The 25,641-nt window shown below is 37.0% G+C and carries 22 protein-coding genes; 10 read left to right on the top strand and 12 right to left on the bottom strand.

Features of this window, described 5'->3' with window-relative positions; genetic code table 11:
• Positions 1 to 42: 42 nt before the first annotated feature.
• The 10 genes from HBB17_RS12710 to HBB17_RS12665 all read right to left on the bottom strand — a co-directional run bounded on the left by HBB17_RS12710 (position 43) and on the right by HBB17_RS12665 (position 14,646).
• Positions 43 to 1,887, bottom strand: coding sequence for an ABC transporter ATP-binding protein (locus HBB17_RS12710; RefSeq protein WP_167957877.1), 1,845 nt, complete (start codon positions 1,885 to 1,887; stop codon positions 43 to 45).
• On the bottom strand, positions 1,880 to 4,201 hold the full coding sequence (locus HBB17_RS12705; protein ID WP_167957876.1) for an ABC transporter ATP-binding protein: 2,322 nt from the start codon (positions 4,199 to 4,201) through the stop codon (positions 1,880 to 1,882). The genes HBB17_RS12710 and HBB17_RS12705 overlap by 8 nt, the downstream gene beginning before the upstream one ends.
• An 82-nt stretch (positions 4,202 to 4,283) precedes the next feature.
• The gene (locus HBB17_RS12700) at positions 4,284 to 4,730 is read right to left on the bottom strand and encodes a MarR family winged helix-turn-helix transcriptional regulator (RefSeq protein ID WP_167957875.1); all 447 of its coding nucleotides are present in this window, start codon (positions 4,728 to 4,730) and stop codon (positions 4,284 to 4,286) included.
• Positions 4,731 to 5,039: 309 nt separating this feature from the next.
• Entirely contained in the window at positions 5,040 to 5,801 is a 762-nt protein-coding gene (locus HBB17_RS12695) for a formate/nitrite transporter family protein (RefSeq protein WP_167957874.1), read from the bottom strand.
• Positions 5,802 to 5,974: 173 nt separating this feature from the next.
• Entirely contained in the window at positions 5,975 to 6,898 is a 924-nt protein-coding gene (locus HBB17_RS12690; protein ID WP_238483743.1) for a carbohydrate kinase family protein, read from the bottom strand.
• Positions 6,899 to 7,093: 195 nt separating this feature from the next.
• Positions 7,094 to 8,050 (bottom strand): S8 family peptidase, encoded by a 957-nt coding sequence (locus HBB17_RS12685; protein ID WP_167957873.1) that lies wholly within the window; start codon positions 8,048 to 8,050, stop codon positions 7,094 to 7,096.
• Between the two features lie 85 nt (positions 8,051 to 8,135).
• Positions 8,136 to 8,672: a shikimate kinase gene (locus tag HBB17_RS12680; RefSeq protein ID WP_238483742.1), complete on the bottom strand. Its 537-nt coding sequence runs from the start codon at positions 8,670 to 8,672 to the stop codon at positions 8,136 to 8,138.
• Between the two features lie 106 nt (positions 8,673 to 8,778).
• Entirely contained in the window at positions 8,779 to 9,384 is a 606-nt protein-coding gene (locus tag HBB17_RS12675; RefSeq protein WP_167957872.1) for a class D sortase, read from the bottom strand.
• 67 nt (positions 9,385 to 9,451) lie between these two features.
• The gene (locus tag HBB17_RS12670; RefSeq protein WP_167957871.1) at positions 9,452 to 9,928 is read right to left on the bottom strand and encodes a hypothetical protein; all 477 of its coding nucleotides are present in this window, start codon (positions 9,926 to 9,928) and stop codon (positions 9,452 to 9,454) included.
• Between the two features lie 2 nt (positions 9,929 to 9,930).
• Entirely contained in the window at positions 9,931 to 14,646 is a 4,716-nt protein-coding gene (locus tag HBB17_RS12665; protein ID WP_167957870.1) for a SpaA isopeptide-forming pilin-related protein, read from the bottom strand.
• 420 nt (positions 14,647 to 15,066) lie between these two features.
• Here HBB17_RS12665 and HBB17_RS12660 point away from each other — a divergent pair, with 420 nt between their 5' ends.
• Positions 15,067 to 15,267, top strand: a complete 201-nt coding sequence (locus HBB17_RS12660; protein WP_207717349.1) for a hypothetical protein — start codon at positions 15,067 to 15,069, stop codon at positions 15,265 to 15,267.
• A gap of 42 nt (positions 15,268 to 15,309) precedes the next feature.
• Here HBB17_RS12660 and HBB17_RS12655 read toward each other — a convergent pair whose 3' ends face one another.
• Positions 15,310 to 15,531: a hypothetical protein gene (locus HBB17_RS12655; protein ID WP_167957868.1), complete on the bottom strand. Its 222-nt coding sequence runs from the start codon at positions 15,529 to 15,531 to the stop codon at positions 15,310 to 15,312.
• 344 nt (positions 15,532 to 15,875) lie between these two features.
• Between HBB17_RS12655 and aroC the strand changes: the two genes are divergently transcribed.
• From aroC to HBB17_RS12630, 5 genes are all read left to right on the top strand, one after another.
• Positions 15,876 to 16,979, top strand: a complete 1,104-nt coding sequence (gene aroC, locus HBB17_RS12650) for a chorismate synthase (RefSeq protein WP_167957867.1) — start codon at positions 15,876 to 15,878, stop codon at positions 16,977 to 16,979.
• Positions 16,980 to 17,404: 425 nt separating this feature from the next.
• On the top strand, positions 17,405 to 17,944 hold the full coding sequence (locus tag HBB17_RS12645; RefSeq protein ID WP_167957866.1) for a helix-turn-helix domain-containing protein: 540 nt from the start codon (positions 17,405 to 17,407) through the stop codon (positions 17,942 to 17,944).
• Between the two features lie 97 nt (positions 17,945 to 18,041).
• Positions 18,042 to 19,112, top strand: a complete 1,071-nt coding sequence (gene potA / locus HBB17_RS12640; protein WP_167957865.1) for a spermidine/putrescine ABC transporter ATP-binding protein — start codon at positions 18,042 to 18,044, stop codon at positions 19,110 to 19,112.
• A complete protein-coding gene (locus tag HBB17_RS12635; RefSeq protein ID WP_167957864.1) occupies positions 19,105 to 19,920 on the top strand; it encodes an ABC transporter permease in 816 nt (271 codons plus the stop codon). Before potA ends, HBB17_RS12635 begins: the two co-directional genes overlap by 8 nt.
• On the top strand, positions 19,914 to 21,791 hold the full coding sequence (locus HBB17_RS12630; RefSeq protein ID WP_167957863.1) for an extracellular solute-binding protein: 1,878 nt from the start codon (positions 19,914 to 19,916) through the stop codon (positions 21,789 to 21,791). The genes HBB17_RS12635 and HBB17_RS12630 overlap by 7 nt, the downstream gene beginning before the upstream one ends.
• A gap of 314 nt (positions 21,792 to 22,105) precedes the next feature.
• Here HBB17_RS12630 and HBB17_RS12625 read toward each other — a convergent pair whose 3' ends face one another.
• Positions 22,106 to 22,384, bottom strand: a complete 279-nt coding sequence (locus HBB17_RS12625; protein ID WP_167957862.1) for a hypothetical protein — start codon at positions 22,382 to 22,384, stop codon at positions 22,106 to 22,108.
• 245 nt (positions 22,385 to 22,629) lie between these two features.
• Between HBB17_RS12625 and HBB17_RS12620 the strand changes: the two genes are divergently transcribed.
• The 4 genes from HBB17_RS12620 (at position 22,630) to HBB17_RS12605 (ending at position 25,525) form a co-directional block, all read left to right on the top strand.
• Entirely contained in the window at positions 22,630 to 23,007 is a 378-nt protein-coding gene (locus tag HBB17_RS12620; protein WP_167957861.1) for a VOC family protein, read from the top strand.
• 165 nt (positions 23,008 to 23,172) lie between these two features.
• Positions 23,173 to 23,652 carry an S-ribosylhomocysteine lyase gene (locus tag HBB17_RS12615; RefSeq protein WP_167957860.1) on the top strand — a complete coding sequence of 160 codons (480 nt, stop codon included), beginning with the start codon at positions 23,173 to 23,175 and terminating at the stop codon, positions 23,650 to 23,652.
• A 206-nt stretch (positions 23,653 to 23,858) separates the two neighbouring features.
• Positions 23,859 to 25,217 carry a hypothetical protein gene (locus HBB17_RS12610; protein WP_167957859.1) on the top strand — a complete coding sequence of 453 codons (1,359 nt, stop codon included), beginning with the start codon at positions 23,859 to 23,861 and terminating at the stop codon, positions 25,215 to 25,217.
• Positions 25,218 to 25,252: 35 nt separating this feature from the next.
• Complete coding sequence (locus HBB17_RS12605; RefSeq protein ID WP_167957858.1) at positions 25,253 to 25,525, top strand: hypothetical protein; 273 nt, start codon at positions 25,253 to 25,255, stop codon at positions 25,523 to 25,525.
• The last annotated feature ends 116 nt before the right edge of the window (positions 25,526 to 25,641 follow it).

The following is a 25,641-nucleotide window of genomic DNA, read 5'->3' as shown; positions in this document are numbered from 1 at the left end:
AAGTATACGCCTGTTTCCAACGAAACAGGCGTTTTCTGCATACTATGCAGTTTCTTCAAATTGAGAGTTGTAGAGTTTTTCGTAGAAGCCTCCTTGGGCAAGAAGTTCTTCATGTGTTCCCTGCTCCACGATATCTCCATTATTCATAACAAGAATAAGGTCTGCATCTTTTATGGTTGATAAACGATGGGCAATAACAAAACTTGTTCTACCTTTCATCAGGTTATTCATGGCTTTCTGAATACGGATTTCTGTTCTCGTATCTACGGAGCTAGTTGCTTCATCTAGAATCAGGATTCTTGGATCTGCCAAGATTGCTCTGGCAATGGTAAGCAACTGTTTCTGACCTTGGGATACATTACTAGCTTCTTCATTCAGTACCATGTTGTAGCCGTCTGGTAATGTTTGAATAAAGTGATGCACATGGGCTGCTTTTGCTGCTGCTATTACCTCTTCATCTGTTGCATCTGGTTTTCCATAACGGATATTTTCCATAATTGTACCATTGAATAACCACGTATCTTGTAATACCATACCAAACAATTCACGTAATTCGCTACGATTAAAGTCTCTGACATCATGACCATCTACTAAGATTGCACCCTCACTTACATCATAGAAACGCATCAATAACTTGATCATCGTTGTCTTTCCTGCACCAGTAGGTCCAACAATGGCAACCTGTTGGCCTTCTTTTACCTTTGCACTAAAATCATTTACAATGATCTTATCCGGATTGTATCCAAAATGAACATTCTTAAATTCTACATTACCTTCCAGTTTTTCTGTATCCACAGGATTTTCAACCGTCTGGTCTTCCTCTTCTTCATTCAAGAATTCAAAAACACGTTCTGCTGCTGCAGCAGTAGATTGTAATTGATTGGATATCTGTGCCATCTGTGAAATTGGCTGATTAAAACTTCGAACATATTGAATAAATGCTTGAATATCACCAACAGACACTCGATTCTTAATCGTAAGATATCCACCTAAGATTGCAACCCCTACATATCCTAAATTACCTACAAATTGCATGATTGGCATCATCATACCTGATAAAAATTGTGATTTCCATGCAGATTCGAATAATTTATCATTGGCTTTGTTAAATTCTTGTGTGGCATCTTCTTCGCCGTTGAATACTTTTACAACGTTATGTCCACCATATACTTCTTCCACTTGACCATTTACATGACCAAGATATTCCTGTTGTTGTACGAAGTATTTCTGTGATTTCTTGATAATCATGGAAATGATGATCATGGACACAGGCAATGTCAATACAGCAACTAATGTCATCCAACCACTGATTGAAAGCATCATTACCGTAATACCAATAACCATTGTTATCGAAGTAATGGTCTGGGTAATACTTTGATTCAAGCTGTTATTTAATACGTCCACATCATTCGTAACTCTGGATAAAACTTCTCCATGTGTCTTTGAATCGAAATACTTCATTGGCATACGATTGATTTTTGCAGCGATTTCTTTTCTTAATTCATAGGTTACCTTTTGAGAGATACCTGTCATGATAAATCCTTGAATTAAAGAGAATAACATAGATACCGCATATAGGATTAAAATAGTTATAATAATTTTCAAAATTGCATCAAAATCGATTCCACCAGTACCCTGTATTTTACGTACTAAACCTTCAAAAATCTCAGTGGTAGCATTACCTAAGATTTTAGGTCCAATAATACTAAATATCGTTCCACCAATGGCAAATAGAATAACAATGGCAATTCGAAATTTGTAACGAGCGAGATAACCACCTAAACCAGCCATGGCTTTTTTAAAATCTTTTGGCTTTTCTCCTGGTGCCATTCCATGTCCACCCATCGGCCCTCTACTCTTTGATGTGTGCTTCGCTTCATTACTCATGGCTCTCATCTCCTTTCACGTTTTCTGTATGCATTGCAATACTTGCTTCGATTTCTTTTTCTGATAACTGAGAAGATGCAATCTGGCGATATACATCACAATTTGCTAACAATTCTGCATGTGTACCCTTTCCTACAATCTTTCCTTCATCTAATACTAGAATCTGTTCCGCATGTAAGATTGTTGAGATACGTTGTGCAACGATAATAATCGTACTGTCCGAAATCTCTTCTTTTAATGCTTTTCTCAGTGTTGCATCGGTCTTAAAGTCAAGAGCAGAAAAACTATCATCAAATACATAGATTTCAGGATCTTTTGCAATTGCACGTGCAATGGACAATCTCTGTTTCTGTCCACCAGATACATTGGAACCACCTTGTGCGATACTCTCCTTATATTGTTCTGGTTTTTCTTCTATGAAATCCTGCGCCTGGGCAATCCGAGCAGCCCTCTTAACTTCTTCTTCACTCGCATTTTGTTTTCCATAACGTAGGTTTGAATCAATTGTTCCAGAGAATAATACTCCCTTCTGAGGAACAAAACCAATCTTCTCTCGTAAATCGTGTTGTGAAACTTCTTTTACATTCACACCATCAACAAGAACCTCACCTTCGGTTGCATCATACAGACGTGGGATCAGATTGATTAAGGTTGACTTACCACTACCAGTACTTCCAATAATTGCTGTAGTTTCTCCTGGCTTAGCAGTAAAATTAATATCTACAAGAACATCTTCCTCTGCATGTGGATAGCGGAATGACATGTGTCGGAATTCAACTACACCCTTCTTATCCTGTGTAAATGTTTTCTTATTCTTTGGATCTAAGATCATACTATCAGTATCCATAACTTCCATAATACGATTTGCAGAAACCGTTGCTCTTGGCAACATGATCGATAACATGGATAGCATTAAGAATGCCATTACGATCTGCATTGTATAAGACAAGAATGCCATCATATCACCAACTTGAAGATTTCCAGCATTAATTCCTTTTCCTCCAAACCAGATAATCATCAAAGAAATTCCATTCATTACAAACATCATCGTAGGCATCATGAATGTCATTGTACGATTAACGAATAAGTTCGTTCTTGTTAAATCTTTGTTGGCAATATCAAATCGCTTCTCTTCATGTTTTTCACGGCTGAATGCACGAATAACAGGAAGACCTGTTAAAATTTCTCTTGTAACTAAGTTTAGACGGTCAACCAACTTCTGCATGCTTTTGAATTTTGGCATAGCAATTATCATTAAGATTCCTACAAGAAGAAAAATTGCACACACAGCAACAACAATGATCCAACCCATATTCGTCTTCGTATTGGTTACTTTAATGATACCTCCAATACCAACGATTGGTGCATACAATACCATACGTAGCATCATAACTAAGAGCATCTGTACCTGCTGAATATCATTGGTACTTCTTGTGATCAAGGAAGCAGTAGAGAATTTATCAAACTCTGCATTTGAAAAACTAACTACCTTACCAAATACGTCTTTACGTATATTCCTACTTGCTCCAGCTGCAATTCGAGAAGCAAGATAACCAACAATGATAGCCGCCATCATACCAACTAATGCTAAGGCTAGCATTTTAGCACCTGCAATAAAGATATAACGATTTTGTATCTGATTCACATCAATACCAATTGCTTTGTACTCCTGCTTTACTACAACAACAGCGCTTTGCTCTAAGATCATAGAAGGCATTTTTTCCAAAGTTGCATCAAGCTGCTGATTAAATTCTGCTATCTGTTCTTCTGTCATCATAGATAACATTGCAAAGATATCTTGCCCTTGTAATTCTTCTGGTAAAAAGGACATGCTACTAGAATCACCTTGCTGTGCAGTATCACCTGATGCATCAGAATCTGCACTCATACTAATAGAACCATCAAACATTGCTGCAATAAAAAGTGGTTTTTCAATGATTGCGCTTAATTTATTAACGGTATCCTTTTTACTTGTATCTCGTACATAGATATCCTCTGTCTCTAAGATTGGATAATCTTTTTTGTATTTGTTATACTCGGATTCAGAAACAGAATCTTTTCCAACATATTTGTAATGTTCTAACATATACTGTGCATCTTCACTGCTCATAAAATACTGCATTTTTTCATAAGTAGATACACGAATTGCTTCTAGGGCACTGTTTTCAATACCTCCTTGTTGAATACCAACATCTACGATATCCGATGTATATTGTGGTAAAGACAAGTCACTGAATGCCTGTATAAAAAGCAGTACCACAACCGCTAAGATGGATAATCGAAACGGTTTTAAATAACGCATTATTTTTTTCATCTTATCTTCCTTCCTATTCTTATTCTAGAGCATGTTTCAAAATGCTCTATCTCCCTATCTGAAAACTTTAAACCCAGGAAGATTACTCCCCTGTTACAATGTGGTATAGTTTGTCAATAATACGGATTAGTTCTCTTGCATCGTCTTCCCCAAGTTTTTTCATCAACTCATCAACTAATTGATCTCTCCTTTTCACTATCTTTTGTATGCTTTCTATCCCCTGTTCTGTTAGTCGGATAAATGTTGCTCTACGATCAGAGCAATCATAATTACGTAGGATACAGCCCTTTTCTTCTAGGGAATTCAATACTTTTGATGTAGCTGGTTTGGGTATATCCAGATCAGACGTAATCGAAGCAATTCTCACTCCCAAAGGATTACTCTCATTCAAATTTTGTTCCAAATAGAATAAAATCATACATTCCATATGTGTAAACTCTTTGAATCCTTTATTCTTTTTTTTCATACAATGCAGTTTATTCAATACTTCAATCAATTCCTGCCCATATGAAATCTCAGCCTCTCCCAATTTAACGATCCTCCTCTCATCTCATCTAGTTCATACTTGTCATTGGAAATAGTTTCTCAAAGAAACTATTTCCTTAGATAACTTTTAATTATAGTAAGTTTTTTCTTAAAGTCAATATAATTACTACTATTTATAGAATTTTTATATTGTTTTTCTTTTAGGATTATATTTCATTTTTACGTCTGAGCTAAGGTTATGTAGAATCATCTCCGATACTAAATGAAAAAACTTCCGCTATGGAAAACATAAATCGCAAAACGATTCCTGTTTCATAGCGGAAGTTTCCTTACTTATCAATTTATTTCGAAATTACTCTTTTACGCTCATCAATTTAAGAGGTAAGCCCAATACAATTGCTCCACCAACAATATTACCTAATGTTACAAAGAACATACTCTTTGCTACTAATGCTGCTGGGAGTGCACCTTGTTGGAAAAATCCAATTGAGAAGATTCCCATGTTTGCAACACTATGCTCAAAACCGCCAATTACAAAGGCTGTAATAACTAAGAACATCAATACAATCTTGGAGATTTCTTCTTTTACTTTCACACCAATCACGACTGTGATACAGACCATGAAATTACATAGAATTCCGCGTAAGAACATCTCCATAGCAGGTATATGTAGTTTCTTATCAATCAACGGTGTAAAATAATCATTCAAGATTTCTTTATTAGAACCACAATATACCAAGATAAATGCTAAGATAAAGCATCCGATAAAGTTTCCAATGTAGTTGAATCCCCAAACACGTAGGGCATCAAGCCAATTTGTCTTCTTATCATAGACTCCCATAGCCATAACCAGATTATTGCCAGTAAATAATTCTGCCTGTAACATATAGATCAATACAATGGCAGTTGCAAAGCAAGCTGCAACCATGATCTTTGCCAATTCTGGATACTTTGGATTTAAAATTGCTCCCATCGTGTAAGATAATATTGTTGCTACAATTATGTAAAAACCTGCAACAATGGAGCGAAATAAATAATTTTTTGGATTTTTCTCTGCAATATTCTTCTTCTTTGCTGCCATAGCAGAGATTTTCTCAATATCACTGTAACTCATAACTTTTTCTCATTTCCTTTGTCTCATAATTTAGTCTTTTGTGTTTAATTCAAAATGTCTACTATAAACACTTTGAAATTACTTAAAAAAGTAATGCAAACTTCTGTGTCAATAATGACTGTGAATTTTGCTCAAACGCACAGCGCTTATTATAGCACACCTGTTATCATTCTTCAACGGGGAATCTGACCAATTGCTTGCTTAAATTGCTCTTCATTCAAGGATGAGCCTTGTACACCAACTACAGCTGCGGATACTTTATTCGCACATTCTACTGACTGTTGCATGGAAAATCCTAATTTTCTACAGGACATAATCGCTCCAATATGAGAATCCCCTGCTCCTATGGTATCCACAACTGTTGCTTCTCTTCCTGGAACTAGATGACCCTGTCCATCTTCATAGTAATATGCACCTGCTTTTCCTAACGTAATAATAACCATATTGCCTGTTATATCATAGATTGCTTTTGCAGCATGTTCATAATCTTTTTCCTTACTTAATTCCATTGCTTCCTCTTCGTTCAGATGAATAATTGGATTACAAGCAAAGATTCGGCTAATGCGCTCTGGCTGAATCTTGCCCAAACGAGGTCCTGGTGCAAAATACACTTGGAATTCCCTGTTTTCTTCCAAAAACGAGATGATTTCTTCTCCATTGCTCTCTTCTACCTCGAATCCAGAGATATAGACACTATCCACTTCCTTTTTCATCTGATCTGTAACCCATGCTTTTTGAAATCCATACTCAACGCCATGATGAACAACAAAGGTTCGTTCTCCATCTTTTTCTACCATACATAGACAAAACCCATTATCCTCTTCTTCGATCTTAACAGGACTGACCATTCCTTTTTCCTTTAGCATGTTTTCAACAATTGATGCATATCTTCCGCTACCAATTGGTGACAAGAGGTAATATGGAATTTCAAACTTACGAAGGATATCCGCAGCATTGTAAGCACAGCCTCCTAATGCCATTCTCTGCTTCTGGATATGAATATCCTCACTTGTTCTTGGTAGATGATCAATCTGAATAATCAAATCTAAAACAGTTGCTCCGATAACTAAAGTCTTTTTCATTTTCTTCTTATACACGCTTTCGAAAAAGCCTGTGTTTTCCCTTTCTATTCTATCTTATCTTCTCTACTCTACTAGGTAGATGTGTGAAGCTTAATCGCTATTCGACTTCACACATCCCAGACCATAAGTAGCGTAGGTGTTTACGTAATTCATATTTTTTATAACGAATGTATACCAGAAGGTCCTATGAACAGGACATTGAACCATTCATTAAGGGATCAATTTCTTAATATTTAACAAACCCCACCCTTGTTGCTGATGGAGTAACCCCATATCTGTAGAACTATTCTTAATCCGAATCTTTACTTCACGATTTGTCATATCTGGATACGCAGATAACAAAAGTGCCATTGCACCTGTAACGATCGGGGTTGCCATGGACGTACCACTTTTGTTCGTATACATTTTTCCATATGGTTCATTTCTAGCCCTTCCGAATAGTAACCCTCGATTGCCATGTGACTCACTACCTGGAGGACAACAAGAGACAATGTTGCTTCCTGGTGCCACTACATCTGGCTTCTTTATACAAGCAGGGGTTGGACCACGTCCAGAATAGTCAATCGTCCTCGTTCCGAATACCTCAACTGATACATTATCATCACTTGCTCCAACTGTAATTACTTTTCGGCTGATTCCCGGCATGGAAATTGTTCTTGGCCCAGGTCCATTATTCCCTGCTGCAACAACAACGACGAATCCTCGATCCCATAGATCATCTACGCCAACAACCAAATTGGAATCTTCACTGGCTTCTTCCGAAGTAGAACCAACGGATATATTTACAATTCGTATATTATATTTCTTTTGATTTTCTATGATCCATTCGAATGCAGATAATACATCGGAAACATTCCCGTTTCCTTTATAATTTAACGCTTTTACACTAATGATATTACATTTAGGTGCTATTCCCATGTATTTACCATCAGAAGCGACTCCATTCCCTCCGATAATTCCAGAGACATGTGTTCCATGCCCGTTGTCATCATATAGATCGACTCTACCATGTATGACATCTTTAAATGCGACGATTCGATTCCCATCTGCTATAAAATCCATGTGGGACATAATTCCAGTATCTACGACAGCAACGCCAATGCCATTCCCATAAATCCCTCTTTCATATGCTGCCTTTGCATGCACAATATCTCGAGCCCGATTCATTCCTTAACCCTCCAGTAATTTCGAGCACTGTATACTACTCTTTCTTACTATTATAATATGAGGGTTCTTTCATTTAGGGATAGATTTATGCCAATAGTTGCATCATCATCTCTTCCCCAATCTGTTCTACCGTTTTTCCATCTGTCGCAACAACAAGATCCGCGCATTGCTCATATCGTTCCCTACGTTTTTCCATTAATTGTGCTATATATTCTACATTCATATGTCCATTTAAGATTGGACGATTTTTGCTATCCTTCACACGCTCATATACGGTTTCAGGTGTTGCTGTTAACAATACAATCTTTCCATGTGCCTTCATTTGGGCAACATTCTCATCACGCAATACAATTCCACCACCACAAGAAACGATTAATTGTTCCCGTTGTTGTACTTCTTTTAAGACTTCCGTTTCTAAGTTACGAAAATACACTTCTCCATACTGTTCAAAGATTTTGGGTATGCTCATGCCTGCCTTCTCAACAATCTTTGCATCAAGATCCACCTCTTCTAAACCAAGCCATTTGCTCAAGTAAGAAGAGATTGTACTCTTGCCTGTTCCCATAAAACCAATCAACATAATGTTCTTATGAAATACTTCCTTTATCTGTTCTGCTTTCATATCCGCTCTCCTTTTCATACATCTCGCATTCATTCTAACATAAGAAAGAGCTTTTGCAAACCATTTCAAACGTCATGAAAGACGCTATCCTTGTTTGCTAAAAGCTCTAAACTCTTTTGGCTCTAACGATTAAGCGGTGTGTTGCAATTCGCACAGGTGTACATGTAATCAATGTAATGATTTCCTCTTCTGTAGGATCTAATACCCATGTATCTTCTGGTTCAACAACAAAACTCTCTGTCACTTCATACTCCAGTATTTGATCAAGGGTAAGAATTTTGATCCGATCTCCTACCTGCATTTCATCAAGTCGATTAAAATACTGTCCAAATGCATAACTTCGATGTCCCGTAAAACACGCATTCCCCTTTTCTCCCGGAAAAACAGTATTCTCAAAATGTCCCACCGAATACCGCAGTGCTTCTTTGTCAGTTCCTTCTGCAATTGCAACTCGCAAATTAATCCGATCGATATAGAGAATACCGATTAGGCCATCTTTTGCTGTTTCTGTTTGGAAAGCCCTTTCTTGATCGATGTCACCATCTTCCGATGTAGGTGTATCTTGACTTTCCTCATCCACTGGTTCTGTCTTCGTTTCATTCCCCTCTGTCTTTTCCTGATCCTCTGTGGATTTGATGTTCTCTGTTGTGTCAATACTCTGTTGGTAAATCTCACGGTAAGCCAGAAAAGACTCGACCTTCTTCTTCTCCATGTAACATGTATAGAAATGGATTGCTCCTACAATAATCAGGAGGAGCAATCCAAGAAGGATCAGGAATTTACCTACGTACCTTTTTCCGTTTCGTTTCATATATAATACCTGTTCCTAATAAACCTACGGCAAGATAAAGCAATACTGGAAGGTCAAAGAAGTAACCTGCTTGTGGTAATTTCTTTCCACCATTTGTATCAGATGCAGAATTTTGTTTACTTGATATACTGGAATCTCCATTCCCATCATTCTGGGCGTTCTTTCCACTATTGCGCTCATTATTATTCTTGTTTGCATTCTTATCTTTGCTCGCATTCTTTCCACTATTATTGGCGGAATTATTCTTGTTTGAATTCTTGTTTGAATTCTTGTTTGAATTCTTGTCTTTGCTTGTATTTTTATCTTTTTTCTTATCCTTATCTTTTTTCTTATCTTTATCCTTGTTCCCGTCTTGCTTCGAACTATCTTCTTTTTGTTCCGAATCTTTGGAATCTTCTTCTGGGACTGTTTCCTCTTCCTCTTGATCGATTTCCTCATCATCCACTTCTAGTTCATAATTTCCATTTCCAAGTTTCTTCGGATTTTCAGCTTCGATTTTTCACTCTGCCCCTGTTCTGTAATTGAAATGGTATACTCTGTTACGATTACCGCGTATCCATTTGGAGCTTTTGTTTGTTTTACCGTATATTCACCATAAGGAATAGAAGGGAATATTACCTTACCAGAAGCATCCGTTACCTGTGAGGCTACTTCATTCCCATCTTTATCATATAGTGTATAAGTGATACCAGGCATATGGGTCGCAACCTGAACAACAATATCTCCTGTTACCTTATCTGCTGTCTGCGTTCCTGGTGTTGGCAATTCAGGTACAATGGTTTGATTTAGACTGGTAATTGTATCATCTACCACAACAGGAATCTTTTCTTCATTGATTAGATATCCCTTTGGCGCATTGGTTTGAATAATGTGATATTTTCCCTTTGGAAGATCTCGAAAATGTACCTCACCTGTCTCTGTACTTGTCGCTACTTGAATTGGATTTTTTCCTTCTGTATCTGTTTCATCGTAGATCGTATATTCTGCACCTACCACCGGTTGATCGGAACCGTCTGATCCTTTCACTACGAATATAATGTCGGCCAAGATCTGATGATTTGTAAACTCCACAATCTGGTCACGATTTGTTGGAATCAGTGTCACTTCTTTTCTTTGTTCACTCTTAATATAGCCACTAGATGCTTTGCTTTGAATCGTGGTGTACGTACCTAATGGAATACCTGTCAGTTCTGCCTGACCATCGTTATCTGTTAAGAACGTTGTAACCAGTTGGTTTTTATCATCATAGACCTTAAATTCACCACCTGCGATTGGCTTTCCTGTTTCTTCATCGGACAGTTCTACCACGATACTACCTGGCATTGTTGTGTTAATATATACGGCGTTGGAAACTTGTACGATGGCTTGATAATGAACAGCAGCCCCCTCTCCAACTTTTTGGTTTGTCATGGAAACTGAAATTGTAGCAGAGGATAAGTAATACCCCGTTGGTGCAGTCTTTTCAACAATGGTATAATCTCCATAAGGAATGTCTTCAAAGGTTGTGGAACCATCACTTTCACTAACTGCTGTAGCTATAATTGTAGCTTTCTCTACATCATCTGCTGCATATAGAGCAAATGTTGCACCTGCTAATCCATCCCCACTTGCAGACTCCTTCACTTTTTTGAACGTGATATCCGCTTTTAACTTCTCTGCATAAGAATACCGTACAACAGTGGAATTCGTCGCTTGAAATGTATTACTTCCCACAGTAGATGGTGTGTCATAAATTGTATCATCAATCTGATATCCGATTGCAGGTTCCACCTCATGTACCGTATAGTCTGCTCCAACGGTAAGATCATCAAATGTTACCTTTCCTTCTTCATCTGTACTCTTTACCTCACCAACCTGTACCCCATATTTATCATAGAGGACAAATTTTGTATCTTGAATTGGATTTGTCGTGCCCTTAACGTATTTGTTAACGACCAATGTACCCGATTCTTCTCCACTGATTCCACCAGTTGGTAAGAATCCCTCAGCCGTTGCACTGGCAAACTCTGTTTTTACTTGATTTCCCAAGGTAGTATTCCTATAGTAAGCTGTATTCTCTGCTCGAATGGCATCTAACGTCTTATCTTTAATCTTTGTTGTAAATGTTAATTGATATGCATGAGTAGAGCCTTCTGGTAGATGGAATACTAAAGTTTTTGTTTCTATATCATAAGAAAAGTCCGTTGCTAAAACTTCTATCTCTGGTCCTGCCCAGGCTCCTTTTCCATCTACTTTCCATTTTCCTGCACTATCTCGCTCTCCTTGGATCAACCTTATGTCAGAAGAATCGAACTCCAAATCTCCTGGTAAGTCGGCAAAACAATCGGTAATCGTTGCATCTTTTAGTTCTAACTCATCTCGATTAACCGTAATTCTCCATTGAATGTTGTATTGATTATTAGCAAATATTGCTTCCTTTGCTACTACTTTAACGGTTACAGGTTGTATCCTCGTATGCGTTACCACAAAATGAACAGGGCTTGTTAGATCTAATCCACTATCTCCTTCAAGCTTTGCTGTATTCGTTACATCAATCACACTGTTTGTATAGAATTTATCCACATCATAAATATATGTTTTATATGTAATTAGATAATAATCGTTGATTTGTCCCGCTACTGCCTCTCCTGTAAAATCATAGGATAAGGTCGAGTCAGCACTTAGTAAATCCTGATCAAGATTATTCTGATCTGCCACCTTGATGTTTCCTTTTGTTACATTCTTTACAGAAAAAGAATCTTCTACATATTCCTCCATATCCACATCTGGTATACAATCTGTCCATACTGGATTGTTGATTGGTAGCGTACTTTTATTCACATAAACCTTCCATGTGATGGTATGGGTTGCTTCATCATAGGTGCTAGTTTTCTGTAACAACTGGCTACTAATCTTCTTCGTTGCATTGTCAACTTTTTGTATACCTTCAATCCCATCCGCTGTCACATCAATGGAATTGCTCATAACCTTATTGGTGACATTTTTGTAAATGATTGCATCATTTACTTTTGTTCTTATATAGGTATCTCGTTTTTCCGAAATAAAACTATAATGGATTGCTACCGCTTCTTCTCCATCTACCGTCGTAACCTCATAATATTCTCCATCCGCTGCATCCTGATCTACGGTCACCTTATCAGTAAGTCCTTCCTTCTCATATTCAATGGAATTTGGAACAAAGGTTTGATTTGCGCCAATCTTATCCGTAATTACAACGTTGGATAACTGTAACTCAGAAGCATCTGAATTATCATTCAAACTGATTTTCCAAAGGATTTCTCCTGTTGCTTCATCATAGGAAACTGCTTGCTTTCTAACAACTGCGTAGGATATCTTCTGTTCTTTCTCATCAGGGCTACTGTTTCGGTCAACACGACCACCACCAGAACCACCTGTCTTTGGTAGCCAAGAGATATTCGATGCAATATGAAAGATATATCCTTGTCTATTTTGTTGGAAGAAACTATCCTTGATATCTGTAATAAATGTAATTGTTATTTTTCTGTCTAAAAGGGTTCCATATGTCCCCGCATTATTAAATGCATACGTTCCACTTCCATACCCTGTTTCGCTATTCACTTTCCACCCATCTGCAGAAAATTCATTTAGCTGTGCAATACTTGTGACATACGAACTTACTCCATCTGAAACGGTAAAACTACCATCGCGTAATGTAAGAAATTCATCATTTACTTGCCATGTAAAGATCGGATAATACATATCCAATTCATCTAGATTCACTTCGAATGACCAAGTTGCTAATTTTTGACGCAAATCAATTTCAACAATTTGTTCAATACAGTTTGGCGTTACCGTAATCTGTCCCGCTGTTCCCTCATAAAAAGCAACCAAAACAGCATCACTGTTGTACAGTGCACTTGTATTATTTAATATTTTCGTTTCACCTTCCGTGTAGACAGAATCCATAACTTTTGTCTGATATTCCAATTTGATTTCATCCGATTCATCATAAAGACCCATGTCTAGGATGGTGTATTGTAATATATTCACATCATCGGAATTCTTACTATATGTATACTCACTGGAATCCAACGGCATCCCGTTTACTTTAACGGAACCTTCCACCAATTCCTGATGGTCTAACGTATCTTGTATAATGGCCGCCCCCGTAACTGTGTTTCCCACTGTTACAGTTGTGATACAATCAACTTTTCGGTTTGTTAACTCTCCCTGTTCTTTTGTAATCGTTGGTTCAATAGCAGGTATCTTAAAATTAACCGTTATACCTACGCTACCATTACCTTTGTCAAATAGAATTTCTTTGGAATCTGCTTTTCCAATAACCTCTTTGTTGAACCGAAGCCCAAAATCAAAGAATCCTTTTATCTTTTTCATTTTCTTTATGGCATCTGTAAAGGAATATGTAATCTGACGGGAAGCCTGATCCACACTCGCAGTACATAGTAGTGTTCCGCTATTATCCGTCAATTGTTTTGAAAAACTCTCCCCGACTAAAATTTCATTCGGTAACCCTACTGAAAAATCAGATAACATGGCACCATCTTCACAAGAAAATTCATATCGCAGTACCACACTGGAATCTTTATCTACTGCTGTTGATCCAATCGCAGCTCCATTCAGGCGTAAAGATATATCTGTAATAAAATCAACTGCTGACGTATACATAATCTGGTAATTGGTAATCCCCATCTTCGTTTTTACTGGAAAATCAAATTGATCTCCTACATTTACTTGCGTTGCATCAATCGCATAATCCATTGTAAAACTACCATTTAGCTGTTCTTCTCCTGGGTCTGGGTCTTCTCCAGAGCAAGACAACACAATTGCAGAACCTGATACTGCTAACGTATACGGTGCTGTTATATTTTCCACCGAATCAACAGAAGCAACTACTTTCTCTGGAATTTCCATCGTAATTGCACTGCCTGAAGTAATCTGTGTCTTGGGAAGGTTAATCTGATACGCTACCTTTAATGAATTGTAATCTGTTATCTTCAAATTTGTTTGATCAGATACATCAACTCCATTCTTCGTCACTTGTGCATTCTCAATGTAATTCTCAAGTGCGTCATATTCCTCCGCATTAATGCGCCGATTTGGTATTTGAATAGAAGTTATAATCAATACCAGGCACAAAACAGTTGCAAGGAACTGCTTTTTCTTTCGTTTTTCTTGATTCATTCATCTCTACCTCTCTTATTAAATTTTTCCCCTGTAAATATTATCGATATAGACATTTGAGCGTATTCCCTAACTCCTTTACGATTTTCATTTTTTAGAATAGCACATGTAGTTTCAATTAACAACATTTTACACAAATTCTTCGATTTCCGTATTGTTTTTTCTTGTTCATTCAATACTCTAATTAAGAACACATATAATTTTTATGCCCCTTCTTTCCTATAATTGCTTTTTTTAGTCAATTGAAGTGAATATTTTATCTTTTCCCTCCACAATTTTAGAATAAAATCTCGAATAAACACAATCAATTCTTTTTTAATGACCTGAAAAAATTGTAAAGGTGACAAGCCCTATCACATATGATACATTGTAAGTTAATTTTAGGAGGAACTAAAATGAGTGATTTAGCAGCAACAAACTGTGGTTCTGGATGTGGATGCGGATGCAATAATGATGGAGGCTTTGGCTGTTGGTGGATTATTATCCTTTTATTCTGCTGTGGCGGTAATGGCTTTGGTGGAAACAACTGCGGTTCAGGCTGTGGCGGAAATGATTGCAGCTGTATTATCTGGATTATTCTTATCCTCTGCTGTTGTGGTGGAAATGGCTTCTGCTAATTAACACCAAAGAGACCATCGATTCTTCGATGGTCTCTTTCCTTGTTTAGCGAAAGTTTGAATATTTATTCATTTTTTTCTTCAAACACTCATAACAATTCAAATCAATCTCATAGATTGTTGTATCATCTATTATAATCTCACAATCCGCTCTCTTATCCACCGTTCGCGTACGCCCCCTCGTATCTCCTTCCGATTCGATACTCGCAAAGCGTTGCCTATATTCATCTACCTTATCTTGTGTAACCTTGCTATAATAATTATCCATACTACTCCTCCTAGCTTTTATTATGAAAACGCAAATGATTGTTGCGCCGTAGCGAAGTGAAGTGTGCAACCACCAAAGGCAGCTGTCAAATTCCTAGAATATCCTCTTTTCCCCCTTTGACTTATTCCTAATGAAACACACCAAATACAACAAAGCGTATCTATAGAATGATGGCAAGGGCAAGAAGTTAATATTCCTACTATAATATATGAAATACGACGAAGAAATGTCCACATTTACATTGACTATTCATCCAATTTTCCCTTATAATAATTCAAATGGTGTAAATTCAACAATACATGACACAGTAATTCGGTGTCTATTCTATAGAAAGAGGTGTTTGTATGGCAGGTTCTATATTAGGTACTCTATTCAAGATATCAACATGGGGGGAATCCCATGGGCAGGGAATTGGCGTTGTTGTAGATGGTTGTCCTTCTGGTCTATCTCTATCTGAGGAAGATATTCAGAAATATCTCAATCGTAGAAAACCAGGACAATCCAAATATTCGACTCCACGAAAAGAAGATGATTCTGTTACAATCTTATCCGGCGTTTTTGAAGGTCGTACCACAGGTACTCCAATCTCTATGATCGTTTATAATCAAACCCAACGTTCTGCTGATTATTCAGAAATTGCTTCCTATTATCGACCTGGACATGCTGATTATACCTTTGATTCCAAATATGGGTTTCGGGATTATCGTGGTGGCGGACGTTCTTCTGGACGAGAAACCATTGCCCGTGTCGCTGCTGGAGCCATCGCCCAAGCAATCTTATCCAACCTAGGGATACAAGTGCAAGCTTATACCCGTTCGATCGGTCCAATCTCCATTAATGAACAAACCAGTGATCTGGCTAATATTATGAAAAGTCCACTTTATATGCCTGATTTAGAAGCTTCTGATCGTGCAGAAGACTTTCTATTAGAAAAGATGAAGGAGCAAAACTCCGTAGGTGGAATCATTGAATGTATCGTAGATGGTATGCCTGCAGGTATTGGTGAACCTGTTTTTGATAAACTAGATGCCAATCTCGCCAAAGCTATCCTGTCAATAGGTGCTGTAAAAGGCGTCGAGTTTGGTGATGGTTTTGAATGTGCTTCCATACTTGGAAGTGAGAACAACGATTCTTTCTGCTTCAAAGACGGGCATGTTGAAAAAGAAACCAATCATGCCGGTGGAATACTTGGTGGTATGAGCGATGGAAGTACCATTCGATTACGTGCAGCAATCAAACCAACTCCATCCATATCACAAACCCAGCATACCATTAACCAATCATGCGAAAACATCGATATACAAATCAAAGGTCGTCATGATCCCATCATTGTTCCACGTGCAGTGGTTGTGGTGGAGTCCATGGTTGCTCTTACCTTAGTGGATCTTCTCTTTATCAATATGAGTTCTCGAATGGACAGGATTACTGCCTTTTATACAAAGGATTAATATATTCCATTTATCTATATCGCTACTGCTGTAACTGTTTAGAGCAATCTCATAAGCTTGCTCTGAACAGTTTTCCTTTCTATCCATCTAAATATTCTATGATTACAGTTTACTATCATTACTGTTCCCAGTTTAGTAAAAGTTAACTTCTTTTGTTTTTTTCTTATTCTTTTCCTCTGTTTTTCCTTATAAAATCACGTTTTTTCGTCTTTGCACAATATTTCTATGAAATTTTATAGTTTTATGTAAAATCCTGTTGACAGCATAGGTATTCTGTGTATAATAAATTATGCTGCTGTTTAGTTTTGCTAAACTTTGAGTGCAGTCATGCTAATCTATCCTGGTTTTTTCTGGCAATCTATGCTTGATTGAATCGTAAAAACTTGAATAGAAAGCACATACTTCATAATAGAAAGGAAGCTACCATGCAGATTGGTCATAAGATTAAAGAACTTCGTGTTCAAAAAAACCTGACACAGGAAGAATTAGCAGACCGTGCAGAATTATCAAAAGGTTTTATCTCACAGTTAGAACGTGACCTTACCTCTCCTTCTATTGCAACATTAGTTGATATTCTGCAATGCCTTGGAACAAACTTAGAAGAGTTCTTTTCTAATACAACCTCGGAACAAGTCGTATTCCATAAAACAGATTTTTTTGAAAAATACGATTCCGAACTCAAGAATGAAATTCAATGGATCATTCCCAATGCACAAAAAAATATGATGGAACCCATCTTATTAACATTAGAGCCTGAAGGTTCCACCTATCCCGATAATCCCCATGAAGGAGAAGAATTCGGTTATGTGCTAAATGGAAGCATTTCCATTCACATAGGCAATAAGATCTACAAAGCCAAAAAAGGGGAAGCTTTTTATTTTACACCGAATAAAAAACATTTTCTCACAGCGAATAATAAATCAGGAGCCAGTCTCCTATGGGTATCAACACCACCAAGTTTTTAACATTAAAAAAGAAAGGAATTTGCCCCATAGTCGTGTACAGACGATTATCGAAGTGGCAGTATCGTAAGTATTCTTTGCGATACGTAGTGGTATAGCGATGAATAAATTAATCGATTTACAGAACATAACAAAAGCATACGGTGATAACATTGTCCTCGATGACTTAAATCTCTATATAAAAGAAAATGAATTTCTAACACTACTTGGTCCTAGTGGATGTGGTAAAACAACAACCCTTCGTATCATCGGTGGTTTTGAAAATCCAGATCAGGGAAATGTCATATTTGATGGCAAGAATATCACCAAGCTTCCACCAAATCAAAGACAATTGAATACCGTTTTTCAAAAGTATGCTTTATTTACCCATATGTCTATTGCAGAAAACATTGCATTTGGATTAAAGATCAAGAAAAAATCCAAGAGTTATATTGATGACAAGATTAAGTATGCTTTAAAACTAGTAAACTTAGATGGCTATGAAAATCGAAAACCAGATTCCTTATCTGGTGGTCAACAACAACGTATTGCCATTGCCCGTGCCATTGTTAATGAGCCAAAAGTTCTTCTTCTTGATGAACCACTTGGTGCATTGGACTTAAAGCTTCGACAAGATATGCAATACGAATTGATCCGTTTGAAAAATGAGCTTGGGATTACCTTTATCTATGTTACCCATGACCAAGAGGAAGCTTTGACCATGTCCGATACCATTGTGGTCATGAACCAAGGTTACATTCAACAGATTGGTACCCCAGAAGACATCTATAATGAACCGAAGAATGCATTTGTTGCGGACTTTATTGGAGAAAGTAACATTATTGCAGGTACCATGGTTGAAGACAAGTTGGTGAATATACTTGGAACAAACTTTGCCTGTGTGGATGTGGGATTTGGCAAGAACAAACCGGTTGATGTTGTCATCCGTCCAGAAGATATCGATTTAGTTGCTCCAGAACAAGGAACCATTACGGGAAGGGTAACTTCTCTTATCTTCAAAGGTGTTCATTATGAGATGGAAGTTATGGCAAATGGTCATGAATGGCTGGTACACAGTACTGATCTCTCCCCAGTTGGTGCAGAAGTTGGAATCCATGTTGATCCATTCGACATTCAGATCATGAATAAACCAGAATCCGATGACGAAGAGGCGGTGATTTTAGATGAATAAGAAAAAATGGTTAGCCACACCCTATGTCGTCTGGTTGGCAGCATTTATCATTATTCCCCTCATTCTAATCGTGTACTATGGTTTAACCAATGATTCCGGTAATTTTACGTTGGAACACGTTAAGAATATTGCAACACACAATAACATGAAAGCCTTGTTGCTTTCCTTAAAATTATCCTTGATCAGTACGATCATTTGTTTATTATTGGCATATCCACTTGCCATGATTTTAACGAAAATAAAGATGAACAGTCATAGTTTCATCGTTCTCATCTTCATACTTCCTATGTGGATGAACTTTTTATTACGTACTTTAGCTTGGCAGACTTTACTTGAAAAAAATGGTGTAATCAATACCATTCTGGGACATCTTGGTCTACCTGGAATTTCAATCATCAACACTTCCGGTGCTATTATTCTCGGTATGGTTTATAACTTTTTACCATTTATGGTTTTACCGATTTATAATACACTGATCAAACTTGATCAAAACGTGATCAACGCTGCACGTGACCTTGGTGCAAACTCAACCCAGACATTTATGAAGATCATCTTCCCCTTAAGTTTACCAGGTGTTGTCAGTGGTATCACAATGGTATTCGTTCCAGCGCTTACTACTTTCGTTATCTCTGATATCTTAGGTGGTGCGAAGATTTTATTGATTGGAAATATCATTGAACAAGACTTCCGTTCCAGCCGTTGGAATGTTGGTTCCGGTCTATCCCTTGTTCTTATGATATTCATTTTATTAAGTATGGCTATCCTTGCGAAATACGATAAAGATTCGGAGGGTACGAATATATGGTAAAGAAATTTATACAAAAATTATATATAGCACTATTATTCCTCTTCCTCTATGCACCAATTGCTGTGTTGATTGTTTTATCCTTCAACAAATCCAAATCACGTGCCAAATGGGGTGGATTTACACTTAACTGGTATAAGGAACTTTTTGCAAATGAGCAAATCATGAACGCGCTCTATACGACCCTGGTTCTTGCCTTAGTATCCGCTTTGATTGCTACGATTATCGGTACTGCTGCTTCCATTGCAATGAACAGCATGAAGCGTACCCCACGAACCATACTGATGGGTATAACCAACATTCCTATGTTAAATGCTGATATCGTTACTGGTATCTCCCTTATGTTGATCTTTGTAGCCATTCATTACACGTTAGGTTTCACCAGTGTTTTGATTGCTCACATAACCTTCAACATACCATATGTCATACTAAGTGTTATGCCTAAATTAAAACAAACGAACAAGAATACCTACGAAGCAGCTCTTGATTTGGGAGCGTCCCATTTCTATGCTTTTCGAAAAGTTATTTTACCAGATATCTTTCCAGGTATCATGTCCGGTTTTCTGTTGGCATTTACCATGTCACTTGATGATTTTGTTATTACCCATTTTACAAAGGGTCCTGGAATTAATACGTTATCTACAAAGATCTACACCGAAGTTCGTAAGGGTATTAAGCCAGAGATGTATGCATTATCTACTTTGCTCTTCCTCTCTGTCCTTACGTTATTGATTCTAATCAATCGAGCACCAAAAGAAGAAACCGCAAAGAAAAACAAGAAGCAACGAATTCATAATGAATCCAAACGCAATTATAGTTTCTTAAAACCAGTTATCGCTGTCGTTGCGATTTCCGCTTTGATTATTGGTTCCTTAGTTGGTATGAATTCGACCTCTGGGGGTGACACTCTTAACGTATACAACTGGGGTGAATATATCGATCCCGATGTAATTACCATGTTTGAACAAGAAACAGGTATCAAAGTTGTCTACGACGAATTCGAGATGAATGAGGAGATGTTTCCAAAGGTTGAAACGGGCGCTGTAAAATACGATGTTGTCTGTCCTTCCGATTATATGGTACAGCGTATGATTGATGCCGACCTATTGTCTGAACTCAATTATGATAACATTCCAAACATCAAATACATTGGTAAAGATTACTTGCAAAGTGCAGAGTCTTTTGACCCAGGGAATAAATACTTCGTTCCTTATTGCTGGGGTACGGTAGGTATTCTATATAATAAAACAATGGTGGATGAACCAATTGATTCCTGGGGTGCTATTTTCGATGAAAAATACAAGAACAACATTCTGATGATCAACAGTGTCCGTGATGCACTGGGTATTGCATTGAAATACTTAGGATACTCCCTTAATTCCACAAACAAGGAGGAATTAAAGGAAGCAACGCAGTTATTGATTGACCAAAAACCTTTGGTTCAATCCTATGTAGTGGACCAGGTACGTGATAGTATGATCGGTAATAATGCTGCAATCGGTATTATCTATTCTGGGGAAGCAATCTACACGCAACGTGAGAATTCCGACCTTGTATATGTTGTACCAAAAGAGGGTTCCAATATCTGGATTGATGGCTGGGTTATTCCAAAAAACAGCGAACACAAAGAAAATGCAGAGAAATTCATTAATTTCTTATGTCGTCCTGATATCGCGTTACTAAACTTTGAATACATCACCTATTCAACCCCTAATACCGCAGCGAAAGAAATGATTGAAGATGATGATATCCGAAACAGTAAAGTGGCATTCCCAGATAGTTCGATCATAAGTAACTGTGAAACATTCCAATACCTTGGCGATGAAATGACTGCTTACTATGATGAAAAGTGGCGTGAAGTAATGTCTCAATAACCGGACATACTATTGACTCCATTATCATGATATACCTCAAACAGATATAGATGTTTTATATAGGAACTTGTAAGAATTTGTTATATAAAACATCGTATAAATAAAAACAACAAAAAACAATTTTCAAGAATTGGATATCTAAGTCAACCCCTATGTGTTTGAACTTAGATTCTCAGTCCATTGAAAATTGTTTTTTTGTTGTTTTGGTTTTTAGTCTTTTGGTTTTTAGTTTTTTGTTTTTAGTTTTTTGTTTTTCGTATTACTATTTTTGTTTATTTATTTCTTTGGTTTATCGTGTACTTACCATTTTCTCGCTATTTTATCTTATTGGTCATATTCTCATACACGCGTTTTGTTCCATCTACTACTTCTTCTGTTGCCTTCTCCACCTTATGCCCAATCTTACGGCTTGCGTAATACATATCTTTTCCAAGCATATCGGCTTTATCTTCCACCTTATCGCATAGATTCTTCGATACTCCTACTGTCTTTCCAATCTCGCTAAGCACTTCGCCACTACATTTGGTAACCACACCGCCTACTTTAACAACGCCTTCCGTTACCGAATTCATTGTTTTTCCTACTTTTGACATAGAAACACCTCTTTTCTCTACAAGGTTACATGTGGATGTCAAAATTTTCTTTTGACACTTGTATCATTTAAATGGATTCTTACTTCTTTCGAATCCTACTTTTATTCTTTCCAAGTCCCATTTTCCTATTCTAATAATCGTAGAATTCAACTATGTAACTATTTGCAATCCTGTGAATATAAAACAGAATAGATTTCACACAACTACAGATACTATAGCAAAGATTAGCAAAGAAAGGACATATTATGATAAAACAAATATCAAAGATCACAATTTACGTATCCGATCAACATAAAGCAAAGCAATTCTGGCTTGATCAAATGGATTTTCAAATTATAGTAGAACAACCAATGGGACCAACTATGACTTGGCTTGAAGTGGCACCCAATAAAGCATCTTCTACCTCTTTTGTCCTTTACGAAAAAGAATGGATGAAACAGCAAAATCCAGAGAATCCCCTTACTCATCCTTCTTTGATCTTATCAACGGATGATATCCAAACAACGTATAATACCTTAAAAGAACGAGGAGTAGATATTAAGGAACTGATGGACATGCCTTATGGAAAAATGTTTACCTTCTATGATCCTGACCATAATGCTTATCTAATACGTGAACATTAAACACGCACTCTTACTCTCTTACAATTCCCCCTGTATAAGTACATTCCTCTTGTATCTTCTATTTATCATGTGATAAACTGCTTTACAGGAATTGCAGACATTTGTCAGTTGAATCATACTATGGTATAATAAAAAAATACAATAATTATAGAAAAGAGGATACCAATGAAACCAATTGCAAGTTTTACAATAGACCATTTAAAATTATTACCTGGCATCTATGTTTCTAGAAAAGATTCCTATGGAGATGCTGTGATCACCACCTTTGATCTTCGAATGACAAGACCAAATTTTGAACCTGTCATGAACAATGCAGAACTTCATACCATCGAACATTTAGCCGCAACGTTCTTAAGAAATCATGCCGAATTTGGTTCGAAAATTGTTTATTTTGGACCAATGGGTTGTAGAACTGGTTGCTATCTCTTATTAGCAGGAGATTACGATTCCAAAGATATCGTTCCACTAATAACTGAAATGTTTGAATTTATCCGTGATTTTGAAGGGGAAATTCCAGGTGCAGCGGCTAAAAACTGTGGAAATTACCTCGATCAAAACCTTGATATGGCAAAATATCTAGCGAAACGTTATCTGGATCAAGTTCTCTACAACATTAAACCAGAAAACCTAGTATATCCACAATAATTCAAAATCACAGAACCTTTTATGTATGTACGTTGTAATTCCAACATGCTTCTCATCGTACTTAGATAGAGGTTCTTTTTTTATGCAACGATTTAATTTAGTCTCTGTCCAAAAAGACAAGAATAATTCTTTCTTTTACTCATATACATTACTAATAAATGAATCAAAGGAGGTTAGACAGATATTAATTATTTGTCTTTTCTAATATGAGTGACTTTTCTTCAATACCAAATTCCGATCTACAAGAGCCTTCTACAGATGAATATGACTCCGATTCTACCTTTGACTTTTCTTCATTTCAAGAAAATTCAGAGGAGATTCCACAAGAGTCTAGAAAACCTAATCCAATTAGCCACCAAGCAGAGTTAATCCGTGCGGCTTTGCCTTATGCCACGCCCGATCGTCAAAAATCCATGAATATCTTCTTAAAGATGTCCGAGCTTATGAATTCTGTACGGAACCCCGAACCAGAGTTATCTGCTTGCAGCATAAATTCAGCAAAAGGTGGATTTGACATGGAGGGACTGTTAACCAGTCTGCAAGGTGTTTGTTACCGACAAGAAGCAGATATCATCACTATGCTACTGAATACCATACGTGCCAGACGTTTTTACCAAACCTACCAATCCATCGCTTCTACACTTCCAAATGAACCAACATTAAGTGCAGCCAGCCTTGGAAATAGAAAACAGGCTTCCGGAAATACAACACAAACTGGGAATACGAATCGTATGAATACCATTCTTAATAATCCTGCAATGAAAGAGATGTTGGATAGTTTCATGACACCGGATCAACGCAATTCATTTAATAATATCACCAGTATGATGAATACAATGAACATGATGAATGCCATGAATGGAGCTGATTCTATGAATGGTACACAGGCAAATAACAATAATAACAATATGAACAACTTTATGAACAATGCCTCTAATCCTATGAACTACTCTGGTATGAATAATAATTCCATGAATCCAATGGATTTGGTGAACGTAATGAACACGATGAAAAATATGAATGCTGCAAATAACATGAACACACCAAATAATAATGTAAACAGTTTAGATGGTATGAATGTCGCTAATAGCATGAACACATCTAATAACATGAATGCCTCTAATAACATGAACACATCGAATAACATGAACATGTCTAACAACATGGATACACTTAACAACATGGATACACCTAATAATAGGAACGTCTCTAATAACATGAACACACCTAATAACATGAACACACCTAATAACATGAACACACCTAATAACATGAACGCACCTAATAATGTGAACACACCAGATGGTATGAATAATACGAATCCTTCCTCTTTCACTACTATGAATTCTCAACCAAATACCGGTAATACCAATAATTCTATGAATACTGGACCTTACAGAATGGGTAATCCTCGCAACAATACGCTTTTTAATGGTAGGAACAACATGAATTATCGAAATTCCATGAGTCCACCCACCATGAATCAATTACATACCATGGACCTCTCACCCGAAAATGAAGAACATGAACCGATAAATTGGAATTCCTCATTTGAAGTTGAATAAACCCTTACTATTCAAAGAAACGAAAGGAGCATTTTATGAAAGATCTGTCTTGGATTGATCATCCAGCAATGGAGAATATTGATCCGCGTAAATTAGCCATACTTGTTGACCTTGCCAATGAAGCCGAAGGAAAACCATTGGACCAAAGCCTTCCTTTTATAATGAATGCAAATACCAAACTGCGTGCCCAAAATCTAAGTTTTTCTCCAGAAGAAAACGAACTACTGATTCAGGTATTGAGTAAGGATATGTCACCTCAAGACAAAATGAAACTAGATATGATGAAAAAATTTATAAATAAGCGATAACTGCCTCCATACTCTTATTGACATCTTATATCATCTACTGTTATTCGTTTATAATGTCAATTCTTCTAACCAAAAAATCCCGTAGTGATTCGATTATTTTCGTATCACTACGGGAT

Origin of the sequence: Anaerosporobacter faecicola (assembly GCF_012070565.1) — a bacterium.
Classification (GTDB): Bacteria; Bacillota; Clostridia; order Lachnospirales; family Lachnospiraceae; genus Anaerosporobacter; species Anaerosporobacter faecicola.
The sequence above is the reverse complement of the archived record's forward strand: the minus strand, read 5'-3'. Positions and strand labels throughout refer to the sequence as shown.

Excerpts from the sequence above, each read along its gene's own strand:
- HBB17_RS12665 (WP_167957870.1), bottom strand. The coding sequence starts at position 14,646 with ATGAATCAAGAAAAACGAAAGAAAAAGCAGTTCCTTGCAACTGTTTTG.
- HBB17_RS12675 (WP_167957872.1), bottom strand. The coding sequence starts at position 9,384 with ATGGAGAAGAAGAAGGTCGAGTCTTTTCTGGCTTACCGTGAGATTTAC.
- HBB17_RS12655 (WP_167957868.1), bottom strand. The coding sequence starts at position 15,531 with ATGGATAATTATTATAGCAAGGTTACACAAGATAAGGTAGATGAATAT.
- HBB17_RS12630 (WP_167957863.1), top strand. The coding sequence starts at position 19,914 with ATGGTAAAGAAATTTATACAAAAATTATATATAGCACTATTATTCCTC.
- HBB17_RS12705 (WP_167957876.1), bottom strand. The coding sequence starts at position 4,201 with ATGAAAAAAATAATGCGTTATTTAAAACCGTTTCGATTATCCATCTTA.
- HBB17_RS12635 (WP_167957864.1), top strand. The coding sequence starts at position 19,105 with ATGAATAAGAAAAAATGGTTAGCCACACCCTATGTCGTCTGGTTGGCA.
- HBB17_RS12610 (WP_167957859.1), top strand. The coding sequence starts at position 23,859 with ATGAGTGACTTTTCTTCAATACCAAATTCCGATCTACAAGAGCCTTCT.
- HBB17_RS12710 (WP_167957877.1), bottom strand. The coding sequence starts at position 1,887 with ATGAGTAATGAAGCGAAGCACACATCAAAGAGTAGAGGGCCGATGGGT.
- HBB17_RS12680 (WP_238483742.1), bottom strand. The coding sequence starts at position 8,672 with ATGAAAGCAGAACAGATAAAGGAAGTATTTCATAAGAACATTATGTTG.
- HBB17_RS12620 (WP_167957861.1), top strand. The coding sequence starts at position 22,630 with ATGATAAAACAAATATCAAAGATCACAATTTACGTATCCGATCAACAT.
- HBB17_RS12685 (WP_167957873.1), bottom strand. The coding sequence starts at position 8,050 with ATGAATCGGGCTCGAGATATTGTGCATGCAAAGGCAGCATATGAAAGA.
- HBB17_RS12625 (WP_167957862.1), bottom strand. The coding sequence starts at position 22,384 with ATGTCAAAAGTAGGAAAAACAATGAATTCGGTAACGGAAGGCGTTGTT.
- HBB17_RS12645 (WP_167957866.1), top strand. The coding sequence starts at position 17,405 with ATGCAGATTGGTCATAAGATTAAAGAACTTCGTGTTCAAAAAAACCTG.
- HBB17_RS12615 (WP_167957860.1), top strand. The coding sequence starts at position 23,173 with ATGAAACCAATTGCAAGTTTTACAATAGACCATTTAAAATTATTACCT.
- aroC (WP_167957867.1), top strand. The coding sequence starts at position 15,876 with ATGGCAGGTTCTATATTAGGTACTCTATTCAAGATATCAACATGGGGG.
- potA (WP_167957865.1), top strand. The coding sequence starts at position 18,042 with ATGAATAAATTAATCGATTTACAGAACATAACAAAAGCATACGGTGAT.
- HBB17_RS12695 (WP_167957874.1), bottom strand. The coding sequence starts at position 5,801 with ATGAGTTACAGTGATATTGAGAAAATCTCTGCTATGGCAGCAAAGAAG.
- HBB17_RS12605 (WP_167957858.1), top strand. The coding sequence starts at position 25,253 with ATGAAAGATCTGTCTTGGATTGATCATCCAGCAATGGAGAATATTGAT.